General features: G+C 70.4%; 20 protein-coding genes. 13 read left to right on the top strand and 7 right to left on the bottom strand.

Annotated elements, in window-relative coordinates:
- Positions 1 to 46: 46 nt before the first annotated feature.
- Together Aau02nite_RS23755 and Aau02nite_RS23750 are read right to left on the bottom strand one after the other, a co-directional pair.
- Positions 47 to 577: an Rv1363c family protein gene (locus Aau02nite_RS23755; protein WP_212990762.1), complete on the bottom strand. Its 531-nt coding sequence runs from the start codon at positions 575 to 577 to the stop codon at positions 47 to 49.
- On the bottom strand, positions 574 to 1,803 hold the full coding sequence (locus Aau02nite_RS23750) for a PucR family transcriptional regulator (RefSeq protein WP_212990761.1): 1,230 nt from the start codon (positions 1,801 to 1,803) through the stop codon (positions 574 to 576). The genes Aau02nite_RS23755 and Aau02nite_RS23750 overlap by 4 nt, the downstream gene beginning before the upstream one ends.
- Before the next feature lie 422 nt (positions 1,804 to 2,225).
- On the opposite strand from Aau02nite_RS23750, the gene Aau02nite_RS23745 reads away from it, so the two are divergent.
- From Aau02nite_RS23745 to Aau02nite_RS23690, 12 genes are all read left to right on the top strand, one after another.
- Positions 2,226 to 2,837, top strand: coding sequence for a hypothetical protein (locus Aau02nite_RS23745; RefSeq protein ID WP_212990760.1), 612 nt, complete (start codon positions 2,226 to 2,228; stop codon positions 2,835 to 2,837).
- A 33-nt stretch (positions 2,838 to 2,870) separates the two neighbouring features.
- Positions 2,871 to 3,638 carry a hypothetical protein gene (locus Aau02nite_RS23740; RefSeq protein ID WP_212990759.1) on the top strand — a complete coding sequence of 256 codons (768 nt, stop codon included), beginning with the start codon at positions 2,871 to 2,873 and terminating at the stop codon, positions 3,636 to 3,638.
- 74 nt (positions 3,639 to 3,712) lie between these two features.
- Positions 3,713 to 4,666, top strand: coding sequence for a hypothetical protein (locus Aau02nite_RS23735; protein WP_212990758.1), 954 nt, complete (start codon positions 3,713 to 3,715; stop codon positions 4,664 to 4,666).
- A gap of 174 nt (positions 4,667 to 4,840) precedes the next feature.
- Complete coding sequence (locus Aau02nite_RS23730) at positions 4,841 to 5,821, top strand: ABC transporter ATP-binding protein (protein ID WP_212990757.1); 981 nt, start codon at positions 4,841 to 4,843, stop codon at positions 5,819 to 5,821.
- Entirely contained in the window at positions 5,805 to 6,563 is a 759-nt protein-coding gene (locus Aau02nite_RS23725) for an MlaE family ABC transporter permease (protein ID WP_212990756.1), read from the top strand. The genes Aau02nite_RS23730 and Aau02nite_RS23725 overlap by 17 nt, the downstream gene beginning before the upstream one ends.
- Before the next feature lie 49 nt (positions 6,564 to 6,612).
- A complete protein-coding gene (locus Aau02nite_RS23720; RefSeq protein WP_212990755.1) occupies positions 6,613 to 7,407 on the top strand; it encodes an MlaE family ABC transporter permease in 795 nt (264 codons plus the stop codon).
- Positions 7,407 to 8,615: an MCE family protein gene (locus tag Aau02nite_RS23715; protein WP_212990754.1), complete on the top strand. Its 1,209-nt coding sequence runs from the start codon at positions 7,407 to 7,409 to the stop codon at positions 8,613 to 8,615. Before Aau02nite_RS23720 ends, Aau02nite_RS23715 begins: the two co-directional genes overlap by 1 nt.
- The gene (locus tag Aau02nite_RS23710) at positions 8,612 to 9,634 is read left to right on the top strand and encodes an MCE family protein (protein WP_212990753.1); all 1,023 of its coding nucleotides are present in this window, start codon (positions 8,612 to 8,614) and stop codon (positions 9,632 to 9,634) included. Before Aau02nite_RS23715 ends, Aau02nite_RS23710 begins: the two co-directional genes overlap by 4 nt.
- Positions 9,631 to 10,641: an MCE family protein gene (locus tag Aau02nite_RS23705; RefSeq protein WP_212990752.1), complete on the top strand. Its 1,011-nt coding sequence runs from the start codon at positions 9,631 to 9,633 to the stop codon at positions 10,639 to 10,641. The genes Aau02nite_RS23710 and Aau02nite_RS23705 overlap by 4 nt, the downstream gene beginning before the upstream one ends.
- Positions 10,638 to 11,699 carry an MCE family protein gene (locus Aau02nite_RS23700; RefSeq protein ID WP_212990751.1) on the top strand — a complete coding sequence of 354 codons (1,062 nt, stop codon included), beginning with the start codon at positions 10,638 to 10,640 and terminating at the stop codon, positions 11,697 to 11,699. Before Aau02nite_RS23705 ends, Aau02nite_RS23700 begins: the two co-directional genes overlap by 4 nt.
- On the top strand, positions 11,699 to 13,033 hold the full coding sequence (locus Aau02nite_RS23695; protein ID WP_212990750.1) for an MCE family protein: 1,335 nt from the start codon (positions 11,699 to 11,701) through the stop codon (positions 13,031 to 13,033). The genes Aau02nite_RS23700 and Aau02nite_RS23695 overlap by 1 nt, the downstream gene beginning before the upstream one ends.
- Positions 13,033 to 14,148, top strand: coding sequence for an MCE family protein (locus Aau02nite_RS23690; protein ID WP_212990749.1), 1,116 nt, complete (start codon positions 13,033 to 13,035; stop codon positions 14,146 to 14,148). Before Aau02nite_RS23695 ends, Aau02nite_RS23690 begins: the two co-directional genes overlap by 1 nt.
- Positions 14,149 to 14,672: 524 nt before the next feature.
- Here the strand turns inward: Aau02nite_RS23690 and Aau02nite_RS23685 are convergent.
- Positions 14,673 to 16,313, bottom strand: a complete 1,641-nt coding sequence (locus tag Aau02nite_RS23685; RefSeq protein WP_212990748.1) for a carboxylesterase/lipase family protein — start codon at positions 16,311 to 16,313, stop codon at positions 14,673 to 14,675.
- 219 nt (positions 16,314 to 16,532) lie between these two features.
- On the opposite strand from Aau02nite_RS23685, the gene Aau02nite_RS23680 reads away from it, so the two are divergent.
- On the top strand, positions 16,533 to 17,402 hold the full coding sequence (locus Aau02nite_RS23680; RefSeq protein ID WP_212990747.1) for a helix-turn-helix transcriptional regulator: 870 nt from the start codon (positions 16,533 to 16,535) through the stop codon (positions 17,400 to 17,402).
- A 62-nt stretch (positions 17,403 to 17,464) separates the two neighbouring features.
- Here the strand turns inward: Aau02nite_RS23680 and Aau02nite_RS23675 are convergent, their stop codons facing one another.
- Genes Aau02nite_RS23675 through Aau02nite_RS23660 form a run of 4 tightly spaced genes read right to left on the bottom strand, consistent with a single transcriptional unit; the run spans position 17,465 to position 22,271 of the window.
- On the bottom strand, positions 17,465 to 18,565 hold the full coding sequence (locus Aau02nite_RS23675; protein WP_212990746.1) for an XdhC family protein: 1,101 nt from the start codon (positions 18,563 to 18,565) through the stop codon (positions 17,465 to 17,467).
- 15 nt (positions 18,566 to 18,580) lie between these two features.
- On the bottom strand, positions 18,581 to 20,797 hold the full coding sequence (locus Aau02nite_RS23670) for a xanthine dehydrogenase family protein molybdopterin-binding subunit (protein WP_212990745.1): 2,217 nt from the start codon (positions 20,795 to 20,797) through the stop codon (positions 18,581 to 18,583).
- The gene (locus Aau02nite_RS23665; protein ID WP_212990744.1) at positions 20,794 to 21,768 is read right to left on the bottom strand and encodes an FAD binding domain-containing protein; all 975 of its coding nucleotides are present in this window, start codon (positions 21,766 to 21,768) and stop codon (positions 20,794 to 20,796) included. Before Aau02nite_RS23665 ends, Aau02nite_RS23670 begins: the two co-directional genes overlap by 4 nt.
- The gene (locus Aau02nite_RS23660; protein WP_438841167.1) at positions 21,765 to 22,271 is read right to left on the bottom strand and encodes a (2Fe-2S)-binding protein; all 507 of its coding nucleotides are present in this window, start codon (positions 22,269 to 22,271) and stop codon (positions 21,765 to 21,767) included. Before Aau02nite_RS23660 ends, Aau02nite_RS23665 begins: the two co-directional genes overlap by 4 nt.
- Positions 22,272 to 22,273: the final 2 nt, after the last annotated feature.

The following is a 22,273-nucleotide window of genomic DNA, read 5'->3' as shown; positions in this document are numbered from 1 at the left end:
GGCGGGTGGGTGTCGGCATGCGTGCTGGTTCCTTCCGTACGCGGGCTCAGGCCGCGGAAACCGGTACTTGTCCGATGGAGCTGAGCTTCCAGGTCGACCCGGTCCGCGTGAGCTGGCCCGCCAGCCGTTCCCGCTTGGTGGTCGGCTTGCCGGTCGCCGGGGTCACCGTCAACTCGATGGCCACGATGACGCTCGCCTTGCCGGCACGCTCGTCCAGCTCGGTCACCGCGCCGTCGAGGATCTTCGCCGTGGTGATGGTCTTCGCCTTCTGGATCTGCGTGAGGAAGTTCTGGCGGCCCTGGTTGAGCTGATCGCGCAGGGTGCCGGTGGTGGAGTCGATCCAGAGATTGATGCCGCTCCCAGCCGTGCGGTAATCCAGCGTGTTGAGATTCTGGATCGCCTGCTCGGCGGCGCGCAGCACCTCGTCGCGGGTCTGCGAATACCGCAGCGAGTCGTCGTGCGCCGCCGACCACCACGACCAGCCCGTCCACCCGGCGGCGCCGGCGGCGACCAGAGCGAGGACGAGAGCCAGCACCACCAGCAGGTGGCGGGGACGCGTCTCGCGGGTAACGGTCATTTGACAACCCCGTTGGCCCGCTCGTGCAGCCGGCGGGCCCGCAGCACCAGTTCCATGGCGAAGCGGGAGTCGGGATCGTCGAGCTGCTCGCCGAGACTCTGCTCAAGCTGACGCATGCGGTAGCGGACGGTCTGCGGATGCACGCGCAGTCGCTCGGCGATCTTGGATGCCGAGCCGCGCGCGTCCAGCCAGGCCTCGAGCGTCTCGACCAACCGGTCCCGGCGGTGGGGGGTCATCTCCCGTACCGCAGCGAACTCGCGGTCGGCGAGCTGCTCGACGAGCGCCCAGTCGGAGAACAGCAGCATCTCGCAGAGATGTTCCTCGCACAGAATCACCGGCCCGGTATCGATCGCGCCGGACTCGGCCAGCGCAAGCGCCTGCCGGGCCCAGCGCAGAGAGTCCGCTGCCGCGCTCAGCCGCACCGTGGGACCGATGGCCAAGCGACTGCCGGGGAACTCCGCGACCAGGCGGGTCCGGCGGTCCGCCGAAGGCCGACCGGGCACGAGCAGGTATGGCTCGACGCAGTCCAGGTCGGACAACACGTCGTCCGTGGGCGGCGTCGCATCCCGGTTGCGGAGGCACACCGCGATCATGGTGACTTCGTCGGGCACCGTCCAGCCGGCCAGGTTGGCCAGGTCCTTCACCGCGCTCTCGGGGGCGGGCGGGGACTCCAGGATCAGCCGAAGCAGCCGACGGCGCCATTGGTTCAGCGCGTCGGCGTTGCGTGCCTTCGCCTCCATGTACCCCTCGACGGACAGCGTGGCCAACTGGTCGATGTAGCCGAGCAGCGTGTCGGCGAGCTGGAACATGATCGACGACAGCAGGCCTTCCCGTCGGCCCACCTTCACGGCCCGTTGCCAGGCCAGCCGGGCGCCGACCCGGTATGCCGCCTGAAGGCTGTCCAGGCTGCGGTCCTCGTTCGCCTCGTACCGGCCGAGCCGCCGGAACACCCCGTCCCAGCCTTCGTGGGACGCGGACGGGTCCGCGATCTGGTCGATGAAGGACTCGAGCGCGTGCTCGACGCCCAGCCGCATGGCCTGGCCGTACGGGCCGTCCATGGGGCGGGCGTACTCGGGAATGGTCTCGCGGATCTCGGTGATGATCTCGGTGGCCAGGCTCGGCAGTTCGGCCCGCATGATGACGGCCAGGTGGCGGGGGAACACCTCCGGCGGCTTCGCCCGGCTGCTCCTCGTGGCGTGGCTGTCGGCCTGCAGTGGACGGGTCATCGACGTCTGCCCCTTTCCGACACCAGGCGGCCGGTTCGACGTGGCATCGAACATAGTCCATGTCGGTCGACTTGGCGCAAGTTGCCCTCTATACCGGTCATAGCTAGCAAATCCGACAGGCCGCTCCGGACCCCGTCCCGGGGCTGAATTGCGCGTGCCGTGACAATCCGCGTCGGCACTTCGTGCTGGAAGTGATAAGAAACGGCGGCCCGCCGGGCACTCGAGCAATTCATCGGCGTCTCTGCTTGTGGCCCTTTGTAACCCGTCAGTAACATACCGCCGAGGCCGACTCCGAGCTACTGACGGCCCGATATCCCAGGTCCTGCCGACGGCGCCGGGCGGACTCGGGAAGGGGCCGGCGGAGCGGGCTACAGCGAGGCCGGCGACCATTCGGTCGCGGGCATTTCCCCAGGAGAGTGCCAATGCGCGTACGGAAAGCAAGTGTTCTCCTCGTCGCGGCGATGGCCGCGTCGGCAGTCGGCGTCAGCGCCTCACCAGCCGCCGCCGCAGCCGACATCAACGCCACCTATCCGATCAACGGCGTCAGCCACATCAACTCCAACGACTCCGACCTGCCGCTGGGTCCGGGCAGCCTGCACGCGACCGTCGACCTGGACAGCGGCGCACTCACCGCCGGCGTCTCCCTGCCCCCGGCCACCGGGAACTTCAAGGAACTCGGCATCATCCCGGTGAGCGCGACGGTCGAGCTCACCGAGGCGGAGCCGACCACCGGGTCGCTGAACCTCGACACCGGCGCGATGCAGAGCACGTCGCACATCACCCTGCGGGTGACTCGCCTCACCATCGCCGGCCTGCCCGCTCCGGTCGGCAGCCGCTGCCGGACCGTCCGGCCGGCCGAGATCCCCTTGGCCTCGCAGTCCGGGTTCAGCGTGCTGCGGGGTGGCGTCGTGTCCGGGACGTACACCATCCCGCCGTTCGAGCACTGCCTGCTCAACACCGGGCTGATCAACCTGACCATCCCGGGGCCGGGTAACACGCTCACCCTGACCCTCGGCCCGGCCGTCCTCGGCTGAGCCGGCAGTGCATCCCCCACTGAGGAGGTAAAGATGAGAATGCGCACCCGCGTGGCCCGCATCCTGTTCTCGAGTGCCGCTGCGACCAGCGCGGCGGTCCTGATCGGCGCCGGCGCGGTCCACGCCGCCGACACCGCGGCCACCATCACCGTCACCAACCCGGCGGCGGGCGGCTCGTACAGCGCCGTCACCTCGCACAGCTCGTTCCTGGATCTCAACACCGGCATCTCGCTGACCTGTACCAGCGGTGGCGGCCAGAACTACGGCTCGCAGGCCACCGGCGCGCTGCCCAGCCAGTCGGGCGTCGCGCTGCCGGCCACCTTCGCCACCGGCGTCGGGAGTCTGCTGTTCAACACCGCCGGCGGCTGCACCAGCCTGCTCGGCTCGGTGACCTCGATCGCGACGGACACGCCGTACGAGATCGTCATCCAGAACTACCCGGGCGTGAAGTCCGACGGCGTCACCCCGGCGAACGGTGACGGCTACATCCACATCAAGAACGTCAACGTGTCGATGCCGGCCTGCTCGTTCACCGTCTCGGGTGACGCGCCGGTGTACTACGACAACGCCACCCAGTCGCTGAACGTCACCCCGGACATCGCGCCGGAGTACGGCACCTCCACCACCGGCGACGTCACGTTGCCGCACGGGCCGTTGACGATCAGCAACGTCAGTGGCTGCCTCGGTGAGGTGAACAACGGTGACATCGGCGCCTACTACGCCACCGCTGACGCTGAGAACCCGTTCGGCAACGACACGCCGTACGTGCTCGACTCTGCCCTGCAGATCACCTCGCCGTAGTCGGGATCGGAACCACCGCCGCGTCCCGGTCGCCCCGGCGACCAGGGCGCGGCCCCACCGAACGGGGGAATTCCGTGCCGGGTAAACGCATCCGCTGGCTGACCCGCGCGGCCATAGTCGCGGTGCTGCTCGCGGCGGCGGGCACGCTGACCTCCGCCGCGCCGGCCAGCAATCACCGGGCCGGTCGCGCCGCTCCGGCCGGTCCGCTCACGGCGGCCCGGGCCGCGCCACCCACCCCGCCCGCCTGCAGCGCGTTCCAGGTGCCGGGCCAGATCCAGCAGCTGGGCTGCGCGTACGTGGTCGGCTACTCCAACGTCACCAAGCTGGACGGCGCCGCTCTGCTCGGCTCACCCGACCCCGCCCTGGCCAGCGTGGTCATCACCGCGAACCGGAGCTTCTGCGTGCCGTCCACCATCCCGATCGGCCTGTGCGTCATCCGCGGCGGCGTCCGGCACACCGTCACCGACTACCAGTTCATGCTGGAGCCGAACGGCATCACCCCGGGCCTGTCCGAGGGGGAGTTCCCACCGGCCACCGCGACGTTCCTGACGTTCGGTTTCGTGCCGGTCAGCGCCACCATGCACCTCAGCCTGCTCGCTCCGATCACCGGCTCGGCGGAGACCACGCAGGCGAACGGCCAGCACACCCTCGTCTCGACCACGCTGTCCGGCCGGATCTCTATCCGGCTCACCGACGTCAAGGTGAACGGCGTGCCGCTCGCCGCGGGCGCGGACTGCCACACGACCGAGCCGGAGACCGACAACTTCACCCTCGTCGGATCGGGTGACAACAGCACCATCCCGCCGACCGGCTACACCGTCGCCCGCGGCGGACCGCTTACCGGTACGACCACCATCCTCGCGTTCACCGGCTGCCGGGGCGCCGACGGGGAGGATCTGAACCCGTTGTTCACCGCGCCGCTGTCGGGGCCGAACAACTACGTCAAGATGATCCAGGGGAACCTCTGCTCCCCGGAGACCGCCGGCGCCAACGGATGTCCGCCCGAGATACCGGCACCGCAACGATGACGCCTTTATCGTCGATTGACAATCTTGCCATTGGCTCTTGTCTATCTGTGACAAGTTTGGCCGGGCAAAAGCCGTCCGGCGGGTGTCGTCTTGTGCCGTGATGTTGCCGGAAGTAACGTGCCGGCAAGAACGTACTGCCGAGTAACCTTCCTCCCCGATAGGCCGGAGACTGCAATGGGCATCGAAGTGGAGGCCGACGGTCTGACGAAGTCCTTCGGTCGGCACACGGTGTGGCGAGACGTCTCATTGACCCTGCCTGCCGGCGAGATCTCGGTCATGCTCGGTCCTTCCGGCACCGGAAAGACGGTCTTCCTCAAAACCCTCGTCGGCCTGGTCCGGCCCGAGCGCGGCCGGGTCGTGATCAACGGCGTGGACATCGTCTCCTGCCGGGAGCGCCAGCTCTACCGCACCCGGCGGCTGATGGGGGTGATGTTCCAGGACGGCGCGCTGTTCGGCTCGATGAACCTGTACGACAACATCGCCTTCCCACTGCGCGAACACACCCGCCGCAACGAACGGCAGATCCGGTCCATCGTCGAGGAGAAGATGGCGATGGTCGGCCTGAGTGGAGCCGAGTCCAAGCTGCCCGGCGAGATCTCCGGGGGTATGCGCAAGCGCGCCGGCCTGGCCCGCGCGCTGGTCCTCGATCCCGAGTTCATCCTGTGCGACGAACCCGACTCCGGACTGGATCCGGTGCGCACCGCGTACCTGTCACAGCTGCTGATCGACCTCAACGCGCAGATCGACGCGACCATCCTGATCGTCACCCACAACATTCAGATGGCTCGGACCGTGCCGGACAACATCGGCATGCTGTACCGCCGGCAACTGGTCACCTTCGGCCCTCGCGAGGTGCTGCTCACCAGCGACGAACCGGTGGTCGCTCAGTTTCTCAACGGCCGGCGCAGCGGTCCCATCGGTATGTCCGAGGAGAAGGACGCGGCGGCCACCGCCGCGGAGGCGATGACTGAACCCGACCTGGACGATGTCCGCGGCGTCGTACCGCAGCTGACGCCCACTCCGGGCCAGCCGTACCGGCAGGCGGCCGCGCGTCGGCAGGAGCGGGTGATGCGGATCCTGCACCAGCTACCACCCGCGGCCCAGCAAGGCATCCTGGCCGGCCGCCATGAGGTGTCCCATGAACGCACTGGCTGAAACCGGCCGGGTGTTCACGCTGGCGGCTCAGGTCGCCCGCATGTCGTTCACCACCCGGCCACAGGTCCGCGAGACCGTCGAGCAGTTCTGGTTCATCGCCAGCGTGACGATCCTCCCGGCGGCGCTGGTCTCGATCCCGTTCGGCGCGGTCATCGCCCTGCAGGTCGGTTCGCTGACCCGGCAGCTGGGTGCCGAGTCGTTCACCGGGGCGGCCAGTGTGCTGGCCATCGTTCAGCAGGCCAGTCCACTGGTCACCGCGCTGCTCGTGGCCGGCGCCGGTGGCTCGGCCATCTGCGCCGACCTGGGCGCTCGCACCATCCGGGAGGAGATGGATGCGATGGAGGTGATGGGCATCTCGCCGGTCCAGCGCCTGGTCGTGCCCCGGGTGCACGCCGCCATGGGCGTCGCCGTGCTGCTCAACGGGCTGGTCTCCACCGTCGGTGTCGTCGGCGGGTACTTCTTCAACGTCATCATGCAGAACGGCACGCCGGGGGCGTACCTGGCCAGCTTCTCCGCCCTGGCGCACCTGCCCGACCTGTGGGTCAGCGAGATCAAGGCGCTCATCTTCGGCTTCATCGCCGGGGTGGTCGCGGCCAACCGGGGAATCTCCGCCAAGGGTGGCCCCAAGGGGGTGGGTGACGCGGTGAACCAGTCCGTCGTACTGGCCTTCCTCCTGCTGTTCTTCGTCAACCTGGTGATCACGGCCATCTACCTGCGCGTCGTACCGCCGAAGGGCGCATGAGGTGACACACGCATCGGGCGCGCGGGGACCGTCGTTGGTGGACCGCGCTATGTCCCCTGTGGACACGCTCGGTGACTCACTCGTCTTCTACGTACGGGTCGCGCTGTGGGTGCCTCGCGCGCTGTTCCGGTATTCGAAGGAAATCCTGCGTCTACTGGCCGAGGTCGCCTTCGGCAGCGGCGGTCTGGGCGTGATCGGTGGCACGGTCGGCGTGATGGTCGCGATGACCATGTTCACGGGCACCGTCGTCGGACTTCAGGGGTACGCCGCGATGGATCAGATCGGCACCTCTGCCTTCACCGGCTTCATCTCGGCGTATTTCAACACCCGGGAGATCGCGCCCCTGGTGGCCGGTCTGGCCCTGTCCGCCACGGTCGGCGCCGGCTTCACCGCCCAGCTCGGGGCGATGCGCATCTCCGAAGAGGTGGACGCGCTGGAGGTGATGGGTGTCCCCAGCCTGCCCTACCTGGTCACCACCCGGATGCTGGCCGGATTCATCGCCATCATCCCGCTGTACGGCATGGGGCTGATCAGCTCGTATGCCGCCTCCCGGTGGACGACCATCCTGTTCAACGGGCAGTCCGCCGGCACCTACGACCACTACTTCGCGCTGTTCCTCCCGCCGCAGGACGTCCTGTGGTCGATCGGCAAGGTGCTCGTCTTCAGCGTGCTGGTGATCCTGACCCACTGCTACTACGGCTACCGGGCGAGCGGTGGCCCGGCCGGCGTGGGAGTCGCCGTGGGTCGCGCCGTCCGCAATGCCATCGTGCTGATCAGCCTGACCGACTTCTTCCTCAGCCTGGCGATCTGGGGAGCCACCACGACGGTGAAGGTGACCGGCTGATGATCAAGCTGAGCCGCCGCCTGGCCGGGTTCGCGTTCCTCGCGGTCGTCGTGCTGCTGGTGTGGCTTGTCGTCGCCCGCTATCAGGGGCGGTTCACCCCAGCGGCCATGGTCTTCGTGGAGACCACCAGCGCCGGCAACAACATGCACCCCCGTGCCGAGGTGAAGGCGCGCGGCGTCGTGGTGGGCGAGGTCCGCCGGATCACGTCGACCGGCGACGGCGCCCGGCTGGAGCTGGCGCTGCGGCCCGACCAGTTCCCGCTGCTGCCGGCCGACGTCTCGGCCCAGCTGCTGCCGACCACACTGTTCGGCGAGCGGTACGTCGCCCTGGTCCTGCCCAGCCGGCCCGGCCCGGCCCGGCTGGCCGAGCACGCGGTCATCCCGCAGGACCGCTCGGCCAACGCGATCGAGCTGGAGCGGGTCCTCGCGGACCTGCTGCCCCTGTTGCAGGCGGTGCAGCCGCACAAGTTGTCCGTGACGCTCACCGCCATCGCCCAGGCGCTGGACGGCCGTGGCGCCCAGCTCGGTACGACGCTGCGTGACCTCAACGCCTACCTGACGGAGCTGGAACCTTCGCTGCCACGGCTGAACGAGAACATCAGCCGGCTGGTGGAGGTGGTGAACAGCTACGCGGACGCGGCACCCGACCTGACTGATGCGCTGACCCACCTGAGCGTCACCAGCCGGACCCTGGTCGAGCAGCAGAACAATCTCCGCACGCTGTTCGCCTCGGTGACCTCGGCCGGAGGTGACCTGAACTCGTTCCTGGCGGACAACCGGGACACCGTCATCCGGCTGTCCGCCAACAGCCGGCCGACGTTGGCCGTGCTGGCCAAGTACGCGCCGGAGTTTCCGTGTGTCCTGCAACAGCTCTCCGACACGGCGTCTGACATGGACAAGGCCCTCGGGAAGGGTACGTCGGAGCCGGGGCTGCACGTGAGGCTGCACGTCACCCCGTCGCGTGGGGCGTACCTGCCCGGGAAGGACGAACCCGCGTACCAGGACAAGAGCGGGCCCGCCTGCTATCCCACGCCGTACACGCCGACCATGTCCCGCCCGGACAGCCTGGCCAACGCCCCGCAAGAGAGCGCGTACCTCAACGAACTGATGGCCGCCTCGCTCGGCGTCGCACCGCGGTCGCTGCCACCCTGGAGCAGCCTGCTGGTCGGCCCGGTCTTCCGCGGCAAGGAGGTGACGCTGACACCATGACGAAGAGCATCGCCGGCCCGGCCATCAAGGGCACCGTGTTCGCCGTCGTCACCGTGATCACCACGGCCATTCTGGGTCTGAGCATCGCCAACACCAGCGTCGGCGAGACCCGGACCTACCGCGCCCAGTTCACCGATGCGACCGGCCTGTCCGACGGCGATGACATCCGCATCGCCGGGGTACGGGTCGGCCAGGTGACCGGCATCCGGGTGGTCGACCGCCGGGTGGCCGAGGTGCGGTTCACCGTCGACGCCACGCGTACCCTGCCGGCCTCGGTGACCGCCACCATCAAATACCGCAACCTGGTCGGGCAGCGCTACATCACGCTGGCCCAGGGCGTGGGCCCCGTCGGTGAGATCCTGGCGCCCGACCAGACCATCCCGCTCGGGCGCACCACGCCGGCGCTGGACCTCACCGCGCTGTTCAACGGCTTCCGACCGCTGTTCCAGGCGCTGGCCCCCGAGGACGTCAACCAGCTGGCCAACGAGGTCGTCCAGGTCCTGCAGGGAGAAGACACCACCGTCGACAGTCTGCTGGCCCACACGGCGTCACTGACCTCCACCCTGGCCGCCAAGGACGAGGTGATCGGCCAGGTCATCGACAACCTCAACGCGGTCCTGAAGACCGTCAACGCGCGCGGCGACAAGCTCTCCACACTGATCAGCACCCTCCAGGAGCTGGTCTCCGGGCTGGCCCAGGACCGGAAACCCATCGGCCAGGCGATCGACGCGATCGGCGATCTCACCACCACCACGGCCGGCCTGCTCCGAAGCGGACGGGAGCCGCTGCGTCAGGACATCGTGTCGCTCGGCAAGGTCTCGGCCACCCTGTCGGAGGGCTCCGAGCTGGACACGTTCCTTCAGCGCCTGCCGGTGAAGATGGAGAACATCGGCCGGACCGCCTCGTACGGCTCGTGGCTCAACTTCTATCTCTGCTCAGCGACGGTCAGCGGGGTCTCCACGTCGGACGGTAGTCCACCGCCGACCGGGCTCCCGGTGACCGAGGCGAGGTGCCGATGAGCCGCCCCAGCCGCCATCCCGTCCTCGCCGGCGTACTCGGCCTGGCCCTGGCCGCCGCGCTCGCGGTGCTCGCGTTCAACGCCGACAACCTCCCGATCATCGGAGGCGGCACCACGTACACCGCCGACTTCACCGAGGCGGCCGGACTGCGCACAGGCAACGAAGTGCGGGTCGCCGGAGTGAAGGTGGGCACCGTTACCCGCGTGGCGCTGCACGGCGGCGTGGTGCGGGTCGGCTTCCGGGTCAAGGACACCTGGGTCGGCGACACCAGCACCGTGGCCATCCGGATCAAGACCCTGCTCGGCGACAAGGTGCTCGCTCTCGACCCGCTCGGCGGGGCATCGCAGAACCCGCGGACCACCATCCCGGTCAGCCGGACGACCTCGCCGTTCGACGTCACCGAGGCGTTCGGGCAGCTGTCGGACACCGTCAGCCAGATCGACACGGACGCGCTGGCCCGCAGCTTCGACACGATGGCGCAGACCTTCCGCAACACGCCCGACTCGGTGAAGGGGGCGCTGCGGGGACTGTCCGACCTCTCGCGCACCATCTCCTCCCGCGACACGCAACTGGCCCAGCTGCTGACGGCGACCAAGCAGATCACGGGGCGGCTGGCCGACGACAACGCACAGTTCCAGGCGCTGCTGGCCGACGGCAACCTGCTGCTGGCCGAGGTCCAGCGGCGGCGCGACGCGATCGGCGCGCTGCTGACCGGCACTCAGCAACTGGCCGTGCAGATCTCCGGGCTGGTCGCCGACAACACCGCGACCCTGGGCCCGACGCTGGCGGCTCTGGACCGGGTCACCGACGTGTTGCAGCGCAACCAGGACAACCTCACCCGGGCACTCGCCCTGGCCGGCCCGTACTACCGGATGGTGGGCAACGCCATCGGCAACGGTCGCTGGTTCGACGCGTACCTGTGCGGCCTCGTGCCCGACTCGTACCTGCCGGCCGGCACCGCGCCGTCGAGCGGATGTGTGCCGCCGAGGACAGGGAGCACGCGATGAGTCCGACGTCGTACCGGGCGGGTCGTATCCTCGCCGCTGGTCTCGCGGTGCTGGTCGCCTTCACCGGCTCGCTGGCCTGGCTCGTGATGCGCGACTTCGGCACCAAGCACATCGTCGCGTACTTCGGCGAGGCGGTCGGCGTGTACGCCGGCTCGGACGTGCGGGTGCTCGGCGTACCGGTCGGTGCCATCACCTCGGTCAGTCCGCAGGGCATGCGGGTACGGGTGGGGATCACGATCGACCGCGATGTCGAGGTGCCGGCCGGCGCGCTGGCCGCGGTTGTCGCGCCCAGCATCGTCAGCGACCGGTACGTCCAGCTCAGCCCGGCCTACACCGGCGGGGCGAAGATGGCCGACGGCGACGAGATACCGGTCGAGCGCACCGCCACGCCGGTCGAGCTCGACCAGCTCTACGAGAGCCTCAACCGACTGGCCACGGCGCTGGGACCGAACGGCGCGAACCGCGCCGGCGCCCTGTCCGAGCTCCTGGAGACAGGCGCCGCCAACCTGGACGGCAACGGTAGAGCACTGGGAAGCAGCATCGCCGACCTCGGCAAGGCAACCCGTACGCTTTCGGGTTCTCAGGGAGACCTGTTCGACACCATCGCCAACCTCGAGCGCTTCACGGCCATGCTCAGGGACAACGACGGCCAGGTACGCAAGGCGGAGACCCAGCTGCGCGACGTGGCCGGCTTCCTCGCCGACGACCGGCAGGAACTCGCCGCTGCGCTCCGCGAACTCGCGACCGCCCTGCTCCAGGTGCGCGACTTCATCCGGGACAACCGCAGCCGGATCACATCGAATGTCGACAAGCTGGCCTCGATCACCGACACCCTGCTCCGGCAGCGCACCTCGCTCGAAGAGGCACTGGACGTGGCGCCGCTGGCGCTCACCAACGTGCTCGGCGCCTACAACCCGGCCACCGGGTCCTTCGAGGGAAGGGGAAACCTGCGAGAGCTCGGTCCGGACCAGCCACCCGTAGCGGTGCCGTCCACGACGGCGCCCGCCCTGCCCCTACCCCCGGTGGGCACCGTCCAAGGCACTCCGGGAGGCCGCTGATGAATCGTTGGCCCCGCTTGCTCGTCCTGCCCGCCGTGGTGATGCTGCTCTTCGGCTGCGGCCCGGGCGCCTTGTCCGGCGCTTCCGACCTGCCGCTGCCCGGCGGCGCCGATCTCGGCCCGCACCCGTACCGGGTCGTCGCCGACTTCGCCGATGTCCTCGATCTGGTGCCCCACGCGGCGGTACGGGTGAACAACGTGCCGGTCGGGCGGGTGGCGAAGGTCGAGCTGCCCGACGGGAGCTGGACCGCGCGGGTCACCATGCTCGTCAACGGATCCGTCCGCCTGCCGGCCAACGCCGTGGCCCGCCTGCACCAGTCCAGCCTGCTGGGCGAGAAGTACATTCAGCTGGCCGCACCCGCCGACGGCTCCGGCGCCGGGACGCTGAGCGACGGCGCCGAGATCCCGTTGGCCCGGACGAACCGCAACCCGGAGGTGGAGGAGGTCCTCGGTGCCCTCTCCATGCTCCTGAACGGCGGCGGGATCGCCCAGCTGCGCACCATCACCGTGGAGCTGAACAACGCGCTGGACGGCAACGAGCCGGAGATCAAGGCGCTGCTCAAGAACATCGACACGCTCATGTCCAGTCTGGACGGCAGTCGAGCGGACATCACCGCCGCGATCGACGCCCTCAACCGCTTCGCGGGCGCGCTGGCCCAGCGAGACCAACAGATCGGCGCCATTCTGGACGACCTCGCCCCAGGGTTGCGGGTGCTGGAACAGCAGCGCGGTGAGCTCGTCGCGATGCTGCAGTCGCTCGACTCCCTGTCCCACACGGCGGTCGACACCATCGAGCGGAGCCAGGCCGACCTCGTGGCCGACCTGAAGTTGCTGGACCCGGTGCTGCGGCAGCTCAGCAACGCCGGGCAGGCCCTGCCGCAGGCGCTGCAGATCTTGTTGACCTACCCGTTCACCGACGCCACCCTCGACACGATCAAGGGTGACTACCTCAACGTGTATCTGTCACTGGTCGCTGCGCCCGGCACGACCGTGATCCCGCCGCTGACGCCCGGCGACGCCATCGCTGCCGCAGCGCGGAAGGTTCAGGGCCGCCACCCGCCGGCCTCGACCACGCCGAGCACACCGGGAGCCAGCGCTCCACCACTCCCGCTGCCCATCGTCAGTTCGACTCCGCCGTGGGGGCCTACGCCCTCGACGGCGACCTCACCTTCGCAGATCGGCCCACCCTTGCAGGCAGGTCCGCCCTCGGCGTCCGCACCGGAATCGCCGCCGGCCGGTTCCTCGCCACCCAGTGCCTCGACGCCCGAGCCCTCGACGCCCGAGCCCTCGACACCTTCGGCCTCGTCGGAACCATCCGCAGGAGGTGCCGGCTGATGCTCACGCTCGGTGCGAAGCTCAAGATCGTCCTTTTCGCCGTCCTCGGTGTGCTCGTGGTCGGCTTCATCGGGCTGCGCTATGCCGACCTGGGCCGCTATGTCGGTCACAGCGGCTACTACGTGGTCCACCTCGAACTGGGCGAGTCCGGCGGCATCTTCACCAATGCCGAGGTGACCTACCGGGGGGTGACGGTCGGACGCGTCGGCGCCATGCGGCTGACCGCCGACGGCATCGAGACCGACCTCAAGATCGATGATTCCGCGCCACGCGTCCCGGCCGCGGTGCAGGCCGTGGTGGCCAACCGGTCGGCGGTGGGAGAACAGTACGTCGACCTGCGCCCGAAGAGCGACGGCGGACCGTACCTGGCCGCCGGAGCGCGCATCGAGCGCGCCGACACCCGGCTTCCGCTGCCGGTCACCACGATGCTGACCTCGGCGGCGGGCCTGGCCGCCTCCGTACCCAAGGACGACCTGCGCACCGTGGTGGACGAGCTGGACCGGGCACTGGCCGGCCAGGGCGGAAACCTGCAGATCCTGCTGGACACCGCCGGGGACCTGACCCGGGCCGCGTCGGACAACATCGGTCCCACGACTCAGCTTCTCGAGAACGGTCAGGTGGTGCTCCGGACGCAGCAGGAGTCGAGCGATGCGCTGCGCTCGTTCAGTCATGACCTGAACCTGCTCGCCACCCAACTGGACAGCTCCGACCCGGACCTGCGGCGCCTCATTCTCGCCGCCCCCGCGGCCGCGGACCAGGTGAGCGGGATGCTGAACGACACCGATCCGGGCCTCGGCGTGCTGCTGAGTAATCTGCTCACCACCTCGGACATCGCGCTGGTCCGCCGCGACGGGCTGGAGCAGGCACTGGTGACGCTGCCGGCCGTGGCGGCGGCCGGATCGACGGCCATCACCGCGGACGGTATCGACATGGGGCTGGTCACCACGTTCTTCAAGCCGCCGCCATGCGTCAGTGGGTACGGCGCAACGAAGTACCGCAACGGTCTCGACATGACGCCCGCCCCCAAGCTGAACACCGCGGCGTACTGCTCGCTGCCGCCCAGCACCGGCGTCGGCGTGCGCGGCTCGGCGAACGCGCCGCGGGGCAAGGGATAGGCGCCGGGCGACCATCCACTGGCGTGCCCTCAAGTTTGTTCTTTCACCCGTGGCGGTCGGTGGGAACCCTGGTCGACCATGGAAACAGCCCTTGGTCGATGGTCCTCTTGTCGAGGGAAGAAACATCAATACCGTGTAGATGTTTCCCCGCGCGGCTCTGTTGCGTGGACTGATTGGATGATCGGGCAGGGTTGCCCGATGAAGTCCGCGGCTCGGTCGTACAGAATCTGCGCCGCGGCCACTACGAACTCGAAGTCGACGCCCGCCCGACACTGAGGATCGCCGCGGCGTTCACCGAACTCGCCCAAGGGATCTGACACCTGCCGGGCTCCCCATACGGCCACACCGAGGACCGTGACGCCCCTCCCGTCGGTGCGGCGATGACCCGGCCCCGGCGGGCGTTCACTGAAGCACGCTGGGTCAGCGCCTGCCCAGTTCCGCACGTCCGGGGACATGCGGCCGGAACGCCCCCGCGCGCGGTGTGACGCGTCGGCGGTCCGGCCCTTCGTGCGCCTGTGCCGCCGCTACCGCACCACGTCGTACGGGCTGAACCGGTCACCGCGGGCGAGCCTCCAGGACCGGATCTCGGGGTAGCGGCCGACGCGGTCGCCGTTGCCCCAGATCTTGGTCGGCGCGCTGCTACCGCCGTCGAACCGCGGCCAGCCGGGGCGGCCGGTGTGGGCGAAACGAGTCCACGCCTCGCGCACCTCGGTGCCCAGCCTGAGGTCCTCGGCTGTGGGCGGCTCGGCGAAGACGAGGCTGTAGGTTCCCGGCACCCAGTTGCCGAAGATCAGGGGCACGTCCATGCCGTGCAGCGAGCCGCGAATGCCGCCCACCCCGACCACTTCGTGGACGAACTCGTAGAAGTAGGTGCGTCCGCCCGCCCGGGCGTGCGCGGTCGCCAGTGCCATGTGCGGCATGCGGAAGGTCCAGTCCGACTGGACCATCTCGTACAACTGCTCGTCACCCTTGCCGGGGAACGCGTTCCGGTACGCGGCGGGATCGCCGTGCGGCGCGAACATCTGGAGGGCCTGTTCGAGTTCGGCTGGCCCGATCCGGCCCGTGCGGCCGGCCAGCGCTATGAGCAGACGACTCTCGTCCCGGGTGTGCCCGAAGATCACCTCGACGTCGCGCCCGGCGCCGGTGGCCAGCGCCTGGTAGGGATCGTGGGGCAGGACCACGCCGTCGACGACCGGGCCGTACACGCCTCCGATCGCGGCGATCTGTCCCCAGCGGTCGACGAACGACGGCATCCGAGCCTGTACCCGCGCGCCGTGCTCGACCAGGCTCTGCGCCGGGACACGGGCCAGCTCTGTGCGGCTGAAGCCCACTCCGGCGGAGGAGGCGACCTCATTGCCGATCTCGTAGGCCAGCCGTGGCGCGAGGTAGGGACGCGGCATGCTCTGCACGACAGCCCGGTGGAACAGGCCCCTGGCCGAGGGCATCGCGAGCAGCGCGGCCACGCAACCCGCTCCGGACGACTCGCCGAAGACGGTGACCCGACGGGAATCACCGCCGAAGCCGCCGATGTTGTCGCGGACCCAGCGCAGGAGTGCCACCTGGTCGAGCAGGCCGCGGTTGGCGGGAGCGCCCGGAATGTGGGTGAAACCGTCCACTCCGGTGCGGTAGTTGAACGTCACCACGGCCACCCGGCCCTCGCGGGCCAGCACGGAGCCTTCGAACGTCGGTTCGTCCGCGCTGCCACGGGCGTAGCCGCCACCGTAGATCCACACCATGACCGGAACCGGTTCGGTGACACCCGGCGGCAGCCAGATGTTGACGGTGAGCCACTCGTCACCGGCGGGGACGGCGGTGTGGGGCGGGCTCTGGGGCACCGCGGGCCCGAACGAGGCCGCTTCCCGCACTCCCCGCCAGGCCAGGGGCGGAACCGGCGCCGCCAGGCGCAGGTCACCCACCGGGGGCCGGGCGTAGGGAATGCCCAGGAAGGCGCTGCCGCCGTCGGTGGTCCGCGTGCCGCGGACCCTTCCATACCTGGTCGTCGCTTCGGGCGCGGACGACCTCCCACGAGCCGGTCCAGTGGCCGGGGTGCCGGTGGCCGACGCGGGGCGGGCGCCGCCGAGTCCCAACGCTGTCGCGGCGGTGGCCGCGCCGAACATGCCGAGCAGGGTTCGCCGGCCGACCTGCGAAGCTCTTGAATCGTTCACGGTCACTCCGCTGTGAGGGGGAAGGATGACGTCGTCGCGGCCGCGGCAGTGGTGGACGAACGCCGGCGGTCACGGTGTCCAAGACTGACGCCATCGGATCCGCAGAGCCAGGACCCGTGCTGCCTGGCCCTGGCATGCCCCCTCACCGCTGACCGGCATGTCCCGGGTCTGAGTGGTCGCTCCGGGGGTGCCGGGCCGCACCGCTGGCACACTGGTGTGATGGTGCGGGAACGAGAGAGTGCCGGAAGCGCGGAACTGGGGCGGTTCCTTCGCGCTCGCCGCACTCAGATGTGCCCGGAGGACGCCGGAGTCGTCGTCGGGCCGGGCGTACGCCGCACCCCGGGATTGCGCCGCGAGGAGATCGCCGTACGGGCGGGCCTGAGCGTCGACTACTACACCCGGCTCGAACGGGGCAGGGAGCACCGGCCCGGTCCGGCCGTGGTCGACGCGCTGGCCACCGCGCTCAATCTCGACCCCAGCGAGCACGCCCACCTGATCGGCCTGGCCGCCCGGGTGGCCAACCTCGCGCCACCGCCGGCGGCGCCGGCCGACGAGAAACCCTCCCACGGCGTCAGCCTGATTCTGGAAAGCCTGCGACCGTACCCGGCGCTGTTGCTCAGCCGCACCACCGACGTCCTCGCGTCGAACCCGGGCGGGTTGGGCACGCTTCCCGGCATCGAGGACTGGCCGCAGGAGCGGCAGAACCTGACCCGGTACAGCTTCCTGCACCCGGCCGCCCGCGGCCTCTTCGCCGACTGGGACGCATCCGCCACCGGCTGCATCGCCCGCCTGCGCGCCCTGGCCGGCCTCGAACCCGACGCCCCCGACCTGGTGCTGCTCGTCGACGAGTTGCGTTCGTGCAGCGCTGAGTTCGCCCGGCTGTGGGAACGCTACGAGGTGCGCCCACACCGCCGGGACACCAAGACCCTGCACCACCCCCGCGTCGGCACCGTGACGCTCGGCATCCAGTCCATGCGGATCGAGGGCACGCCCGGACACAGCCTGCTCATCTATCACGCCGAGCCGGGCACGGTCGATCACGACACGATGGTGTTGCTGGACGGAGACGACCCCGACCAGGCCGGGTAGGGCTACCAGGGATGGGGCGGTAGTCCTTCAGAAAGCAGCCGTACCCGTCCTCGTCCTGGTGCTCACTTGTGGATCGGGCCCGAGGTTCCCGTCAGTGGCCTGCCGGTGGCGTTGGAGCGCACCGCGATGATCTCCGCCGCCACGCTGATCGCGGTCTCTTCAGGGGTCCGGGCGCCCAGGTCGAGCCCGAGCGGCGAGCAGAGCCGGGCCAGGGCGGGCTCCGCCAGCCCGGCCTCGCGGAGGCGTTCGAGGCGGTCGGCGTGTGTGCGGCGGGAGCCCATGGCGCCCACGTACGCCAGGGGCAGCTCCAGGGCAATGCTCAGCGCAGGGACGTCGAACTTGGCGTCGTGAGTCAGGACGCAGACCACCGTGCGCGTGTCGAGCCGGCCTGCCGATGCCTCGGCGGCGAGGTAGCGGTGCGGCCAGTCCACGACCACCTCCTCGGCGCCGGGGAAGCGCTCGGCGGTGGCGAAGACCGGCCGGGCGTCACAGGCGGTGACCCGGTAGCCCAGGAACGATCCGATCCGGGTCACCGCCGCGGCGTGGTCGGTGGCCCCGAAGACCAGCATGCGGGGCGCCGGTGCAAACGAGTTGACCAGCACGGTGACTCCGCTGCCCGGCCGCCGGCCGCCCGGGTCGTAGTGCAACAGCCCGGTACCGCCGGCGGCGAGCAGGCCCCGCCCGTCGGCGGCCGCAGTGTCGTCGAGGCCGTCGGCGCCGAGGGAACCGTGCCGGGTGTCCGGGGTGAGCACCAGGTGCCGGCCGATCCGGTCGGGCGGGCCGTCCACACAGGTCAGCAACGCCACCGGCCGCCCGGCGGCCACCTCGTCGGCGAGCACTGCCAGCTCCGGGAAGCCCGCCGGTTCGACGAAGACATCGATCGTGCCGCCGCAGGGCAGGCCCACCTCAGTGGCGTCGTCGTCGGTGACGCCGTACCGCGCCGTCCGGGGTTGCCCGGAGCCGGCCACCTCCCGGCACAGCTCGTAGACCGCGCTCTCGACGCAGCCGCCGGAGACGCTCCCGGCCGCAGTGCCGTCGGCCCGGACGAGCATCGCCGCGCCGGGCTGGCGGGGCGCGCTGGACCAGGTGGCGGCGACCGTCGCCAGACCGGCCGGCTCGCCGCGGCGCCACGTGGCCACGAGGTCGTCGAGGATCTCACGCACGGCCGCGAACCCCCCTCACAGTCCCAGCACCTTGTCGGGCGTGATCGGCAGGTCTCGGATGCGCCGTCCGGTGGCGTTGTACACGGCGTTGGCGACCGCCGCGGCCACGCCGACCATGCCTACCTCCCCCACGCCCTTACCGGCCATCGGCGCCAGCGGGTCCGGGTGGCCGAGCCAGGCGACCTCGATCGGCGGGATGTCGGCGTGCACGGGCACGTGGTACTCGGCGAGCGTGGCGTTGAGGACCCGTCCGGTCCGCTCGTCGAAGATCGTCTCCTCGCTCAGCGCCGAGCCGATGCCCATCACGATCGCGCCGCGGAACTGGCTGGTGGCTGTCCTCGGGTTGATGATGCGGCCGGTGTCGAACATGCCGAGCCACCGCGACACCCGGACCTCGCCGGTGACGTCGTGGACCCGTACCTCGCAGAACTGCACCCCGAAGGAGTGCATCGCGTGCTGAGCCGTCTCCGTCGGCGGCGAAGCGGCGCCCTCGCCGGTGAGCTCGTCGCGGCCGGCCCGGCGCAGGATGTCCGGCCAGGACTGGCCCGCCCCGCCGTCTCGCAGGTAAATGCCGCCGTCGCGCAGTTCCACGTCGTCCGTGCCCGCACCGGCCAGGGGTGAGTCCGAGGACGTGAGGCGCAGCAGTTCCGCGGTGAGCGCCCGGGTCGCCGCCACCACCGAGGCGATGATGCTGACCGTCTGCGCGGATCCGCCCGCCGGCACCGCGGCCGGGTGGCGGCTGTCGCCGTACTCGAAGTGCACTCGGTCCAGCGGCAAGCCCAGGTGGTCGGCGGCGTACTGGGCCTGGACGGTGGCAGTGCCCATGCCCATCTCGTGCGCTGCGGTGCGGACGGTCGCGTGCCCGTCCGCGCTGACGGTGACGGATGCGCGGCCGCCGGGCATCCGGGTGTAGGGGTACGTGGCGGTAGCGACGCCCTGGCCGATCCACCACGGCCCGTCCCGCCGGGAGCGTGGTGCCGAGCTGCGCTCGGCCCAGCCGAAACGTTCGGCCCCCAGCCGGTACGCCTCGAGCAGGTGCCGTGCGGAGAACGGTTTGCCGGTGGTCGGGTGTGCCGCGGGTTCGAACCTGGTACGCAGGTCGAGCGGGTCGACGTCGAGCTGCTCGGCCAGTTCGTCGATCGCGCACTCAAGGGCGAACGAGCCCACCGACTCGCCGGGCGCCCGCATGGACGAGTTGGCGGGCGTGTGGAGCTCAACGACGCGCTGGTCGATGCCGAACGTGTCGGCGCCGTAGAGGACGCGGGCCGGGAATGTGCACTGCTCGGCGAAGCCATCGCTGATGCCGGTCGTGGTCGTCGCCTCGTGGATCAGCGCCGTGAGCGTTCCGTCCGCCCGGGCGCCCAGCGCGACCCGTTGCTCGGTGCGGGTCCGCCCGCCGGTCACCCGGAAGACGTCGGAGCGGGACAGGACCAGCCGGACCGGGCGTTGCGCCAGCCGCGCGGCCGCGGCACACAGGATCTGATGGCTCCACATCATCTTGTTACCGAAGGCGCCCCCGACGAACTGGGAGACGACGCGGATGTTCTCGAGATCGAGGCTGAAGACTTCGGCGAGGGTGGCCTGGGAGTGGGTGATCGCCTGGGTGGCGTCCCACATCGTCAGGCTGCGGTCGTCGTGCCAGGCGACGGTGGTGGCGTGCGGTTCGATGGCGCAGTGCGTGTGCCATGGCGTCCGGTAGACCTGGTCGACGCGCGTGTCAGCGGCCCGTAGAGCCGCCTCCGCATCCCCGATCATCACCGCGGGTGCCTCGCCCTGGACGTGGTCGGGCTGCGGCGCGCCGGCCTTGAGGTCGTCGAAGACCAGCCGTGCTTCGGCGAGGGCGTAGCTGACCCGTACCAGGGAGGCGGCGTGGTCGGCCTGCTCCGGTGTCTCGGCGACGACGATGGCGACCGGCTGGCCGTTCCATCGGATCCGCGCGTCCTGCATGACCGGCGCACGGGTGAACGAGGCGCCCCGCAGTGTGATCAACAGCGGGGCGATCCGCATCGCCGGCGCGTTGTGGTGCGTCATGATCGCCACCACGCCGGGAGCGGACCGCGCCTCGGTCAGGTCGATGCCGGTGATCTCGCCGGCGGCGACTGTGCTGCAGACGAGTTTGGCGTGCGCCGTTCCCTCGACCGGCACCTCGGCGGTGAACGCTGCCGCGCCGCTGACCTTGGCGGGGCCGTCCCGCCGCGGTACGGCCCGGCCCACCACTGGATCGGCGTTCATGACAGCTCCTCGAGGGTGGAAACGATGACCCGCCGCATCAGGGGGATCTTGAACCCGTTGTGCGTCAGTGGTCGCGCGTCGGCGAGTGCCACGTCGGCCGCCCGTTCGAAGCTCGCTCGGGTCGCCGGGGCGCCGGTCAGAACGGCTTCCGCCGAGGCCGCCCGCCACGGTTTCGCCGCCACGCCGCCCAGCGCCAGACGCGCCGACACCACCGTGCCGTCGCGGACCTCCAGCAGCGCGGCGACGGAGACCAGCGCGAAGGCGTAGCTGGCCCGTTCCCGGACCTTCCGGTATGCCGAGCGCGCCTCGGCCGGCGGCGCGGGCACGCTCACCGTCGTGATGAGCTCGCCCGGTTCCAGGGTGTGCTCGACGTGCGGGGTGTCGCCGGGCAGCCGGTGCAGGTCCCGCAACTCGACCGTGCGCTGTCCGGCCGGCCCGGCGAGGTGGACCCGGGCGTCCAGCGCGGCCAGCGCCACGGCGAGGTCCGACGGGTGGGTGGCCATGCAGTGGGGGGATGCGCCGAGGACGGCGTGCATCCGGTTGTGGCCGTCGACGGCGTCGCAGCCGCTGCCGGGCTCCCGCTTGTTGCAGTGGGCGCCGGCGTCATAGAAGTAGAGGCAACGAGTGCGCTGCATGAGGTTGCCACCGACCGTGGCCATGTTGCGGATCTGGCCCGAAGCGCCGTTGACGATCGCCTCGGCGATGATCCGGAAGTCACGGCGGACGACCGGGTCGGCGGCCACGTCGGTGTTGGTGGCCGCCGCCGGGATCCGGAGCCGGCCGTCCGTGCCGATCTCGATGCGAGCCGGCAGCCGGGAGATGTCCACCAGTGCCGCCGGGCGTTCGATGTTCTGCCGCATCAGGTCGACGAGATTGGTGCCGCCGCCCAGGTACACCGCGCCGGGCGTCGTCGCGGCCGCCGCCACCGCCGACGCCACATCGTCGGCCCGTTGGTATGTGAAGGGCTTCATCGTGGCCCGCCCACGTAGGTCTCCTCGATCGCGGCGACGATGCCGTTGTAGGCGCCGCAGCGGCACAGGTTGCCGCTCATCCGCTCCCGGATCTCGTCGGGGGACAGGTCGAACGACGCGGCGCCGATCTCGGGCGACACCCGGCTCGGCACCCCGCGCGCCACCTCGTCCGCCATGCCGATCGCCGAGCAGACCTGGCCGGGCGTGCAGTAGCCGCACTGGAAGCCGTCGTGGTTGATGAACGCCTCCTGCAGCGGGTCCAGGTCGCCGTCCCGGCCGACGCCCTCCACGGTGGTGACGGTACGGCCGTCGGCCTGGGCCGCGAGGGTGAGGCAGGCCAGCACCCGCCGGCCGTCCAGGAGCACGGTGCAGGCGCCGCAACCGCCCTGGTCGCATCCCTTCTTCGGGCCGTGCAGGCCGGCGTCGGTGCGCAGGTGGTCGAGCAGCGAGCGCCGGGGGTCGGTGATGGCGATCTCGTGCGGCGTGCCGTTGATGACGATCACGG

It is taken from the genome of Actinoplanes auranticolor (assembly GCF_018332655.1).
GTDB classification, from domain to species: Bacteria; Actinomycetota; Actinomycetes; order Mycobacteriales; family Micromonosporaceae; genus Actinoplanes; species Actinoplanes auranticolor.
The sequence above is the reverse complement of the archived record's forward strand: the minus strand, read 5'-3'. Positions and strand labels throughout refer to the sequence as shown.

Coding starts and splice junctions, on each gene's coding strand:
- Aau02nite_RS23755 (WP_212990762.1), bottom strand. CDS start 577: ATGACCGTTACCCGCGAGACGCGTCCCCGCCACCTGCTGGTGGTGCTG.
- Aau02nite_RS23750 (WP_212990761.1), bottom strand. CDS start 1,803: ATGACCCGTCCACTGCAGGCCGACAGCCACGCCACGAGGAGCAGCCGG.
- Aau02nite_RS23745 (WP_212990760.1), top strand. CDS start 2,226: ATGCGCGTACGGAAAGCAAGTGTTCTCCTCGTCGCGGCGATGGCCGCG.
- Aau02nite_RS23740 (WP_212990759.1), top strand. CDS start 2,871: ATGAGAATGCGCACCCGCGTGGCCCGCATCCTGTTCTCGAGTGCCGCT.
- Aau02nite_RS23730 (WP_212990757.1), top strand. CDS start 4,841: ATGGGCATCGAAGTGGAGGCCGACGGTCTGACGAAGTCCTTCGGTCGG.
- Aau02nite_RS23725 (WP_212990756.1), top strand. CDS start 5,805: ATGAACGCACTGGCTGAAACCGGCCGGGTGTTCACGCTGGCGGCTCAG.
- Aau02nite_RS23720 (WP_212990755.1), top strand. CDS start 6,613: ATGTCCCCTGTGGACACGCTCGGTGACTCACTCGTCTTCTACGTACGG.
- Aau02nite_RS23715 (WP_212990754.1), top strand. CDS start 7,407: ATGATCAAGCTGAGCCGCCGCCTGGCCGGGTTCGCGTTCCTCGCGGTC.
- Aau02nite_RS23710 (WP_212990753.1), top strand. CDS start 8,612: ATGACGAAGAGCATCGCCGGCCCGGCCATCAAGGGCACCGTGTTCGCC.
- Aau02nite_RS23705 (WP_212990752.1), top strand. CDS start 9,631: ATGAGCCGCCCCAGCCGCCATCCCGTCCTCGCCGGCGTACTCGGCCTG.
- Aau02nite_RS23700 (WP_212990751.1), top strand. CDS start 10,638: ATGAGTCCGACGTCGTACCGGGCGGGTCGTATCCTCGCCGCTGGTCTC.
- Aau02nite_RS23695 (WP_212990750.1), top strand. CDS start 11,699: ATGAATCGTTGGCCCCGCTTGCTCGTCCTGCCCGCCGTGGTGATGCTG.
- Aau02nite_RS23690 (WP_212990749.1), top strand. CDS start 13,033: ATGCTCACGCTCGGTGCGAAGCTCAAGATCGTCCTTTTCGCCGTCCTC.
- Aau02nite_RS23680 (WP_212990747.1), top strand. CDS start 16,533: ATGGTGCGGGAACGAGAGAGTGCCGGAAGCGCGGAACTGGGGCGGTTC.
- Aau02nite_RS23670 (WP_212990745.1), bottom strand. CDS start 20,797: ATGAACGCCGATCCAGTGGTGGGCCGGGCCGTACCGCGGCGGGACGGC.
- Aau02nite_RS23665 (WP_212990744.1), bottom strand. CDS start 21,768: ATGAAGCCCTTCACATACCAACGGGCCGACGATGTGGCGTCGGCGGTG.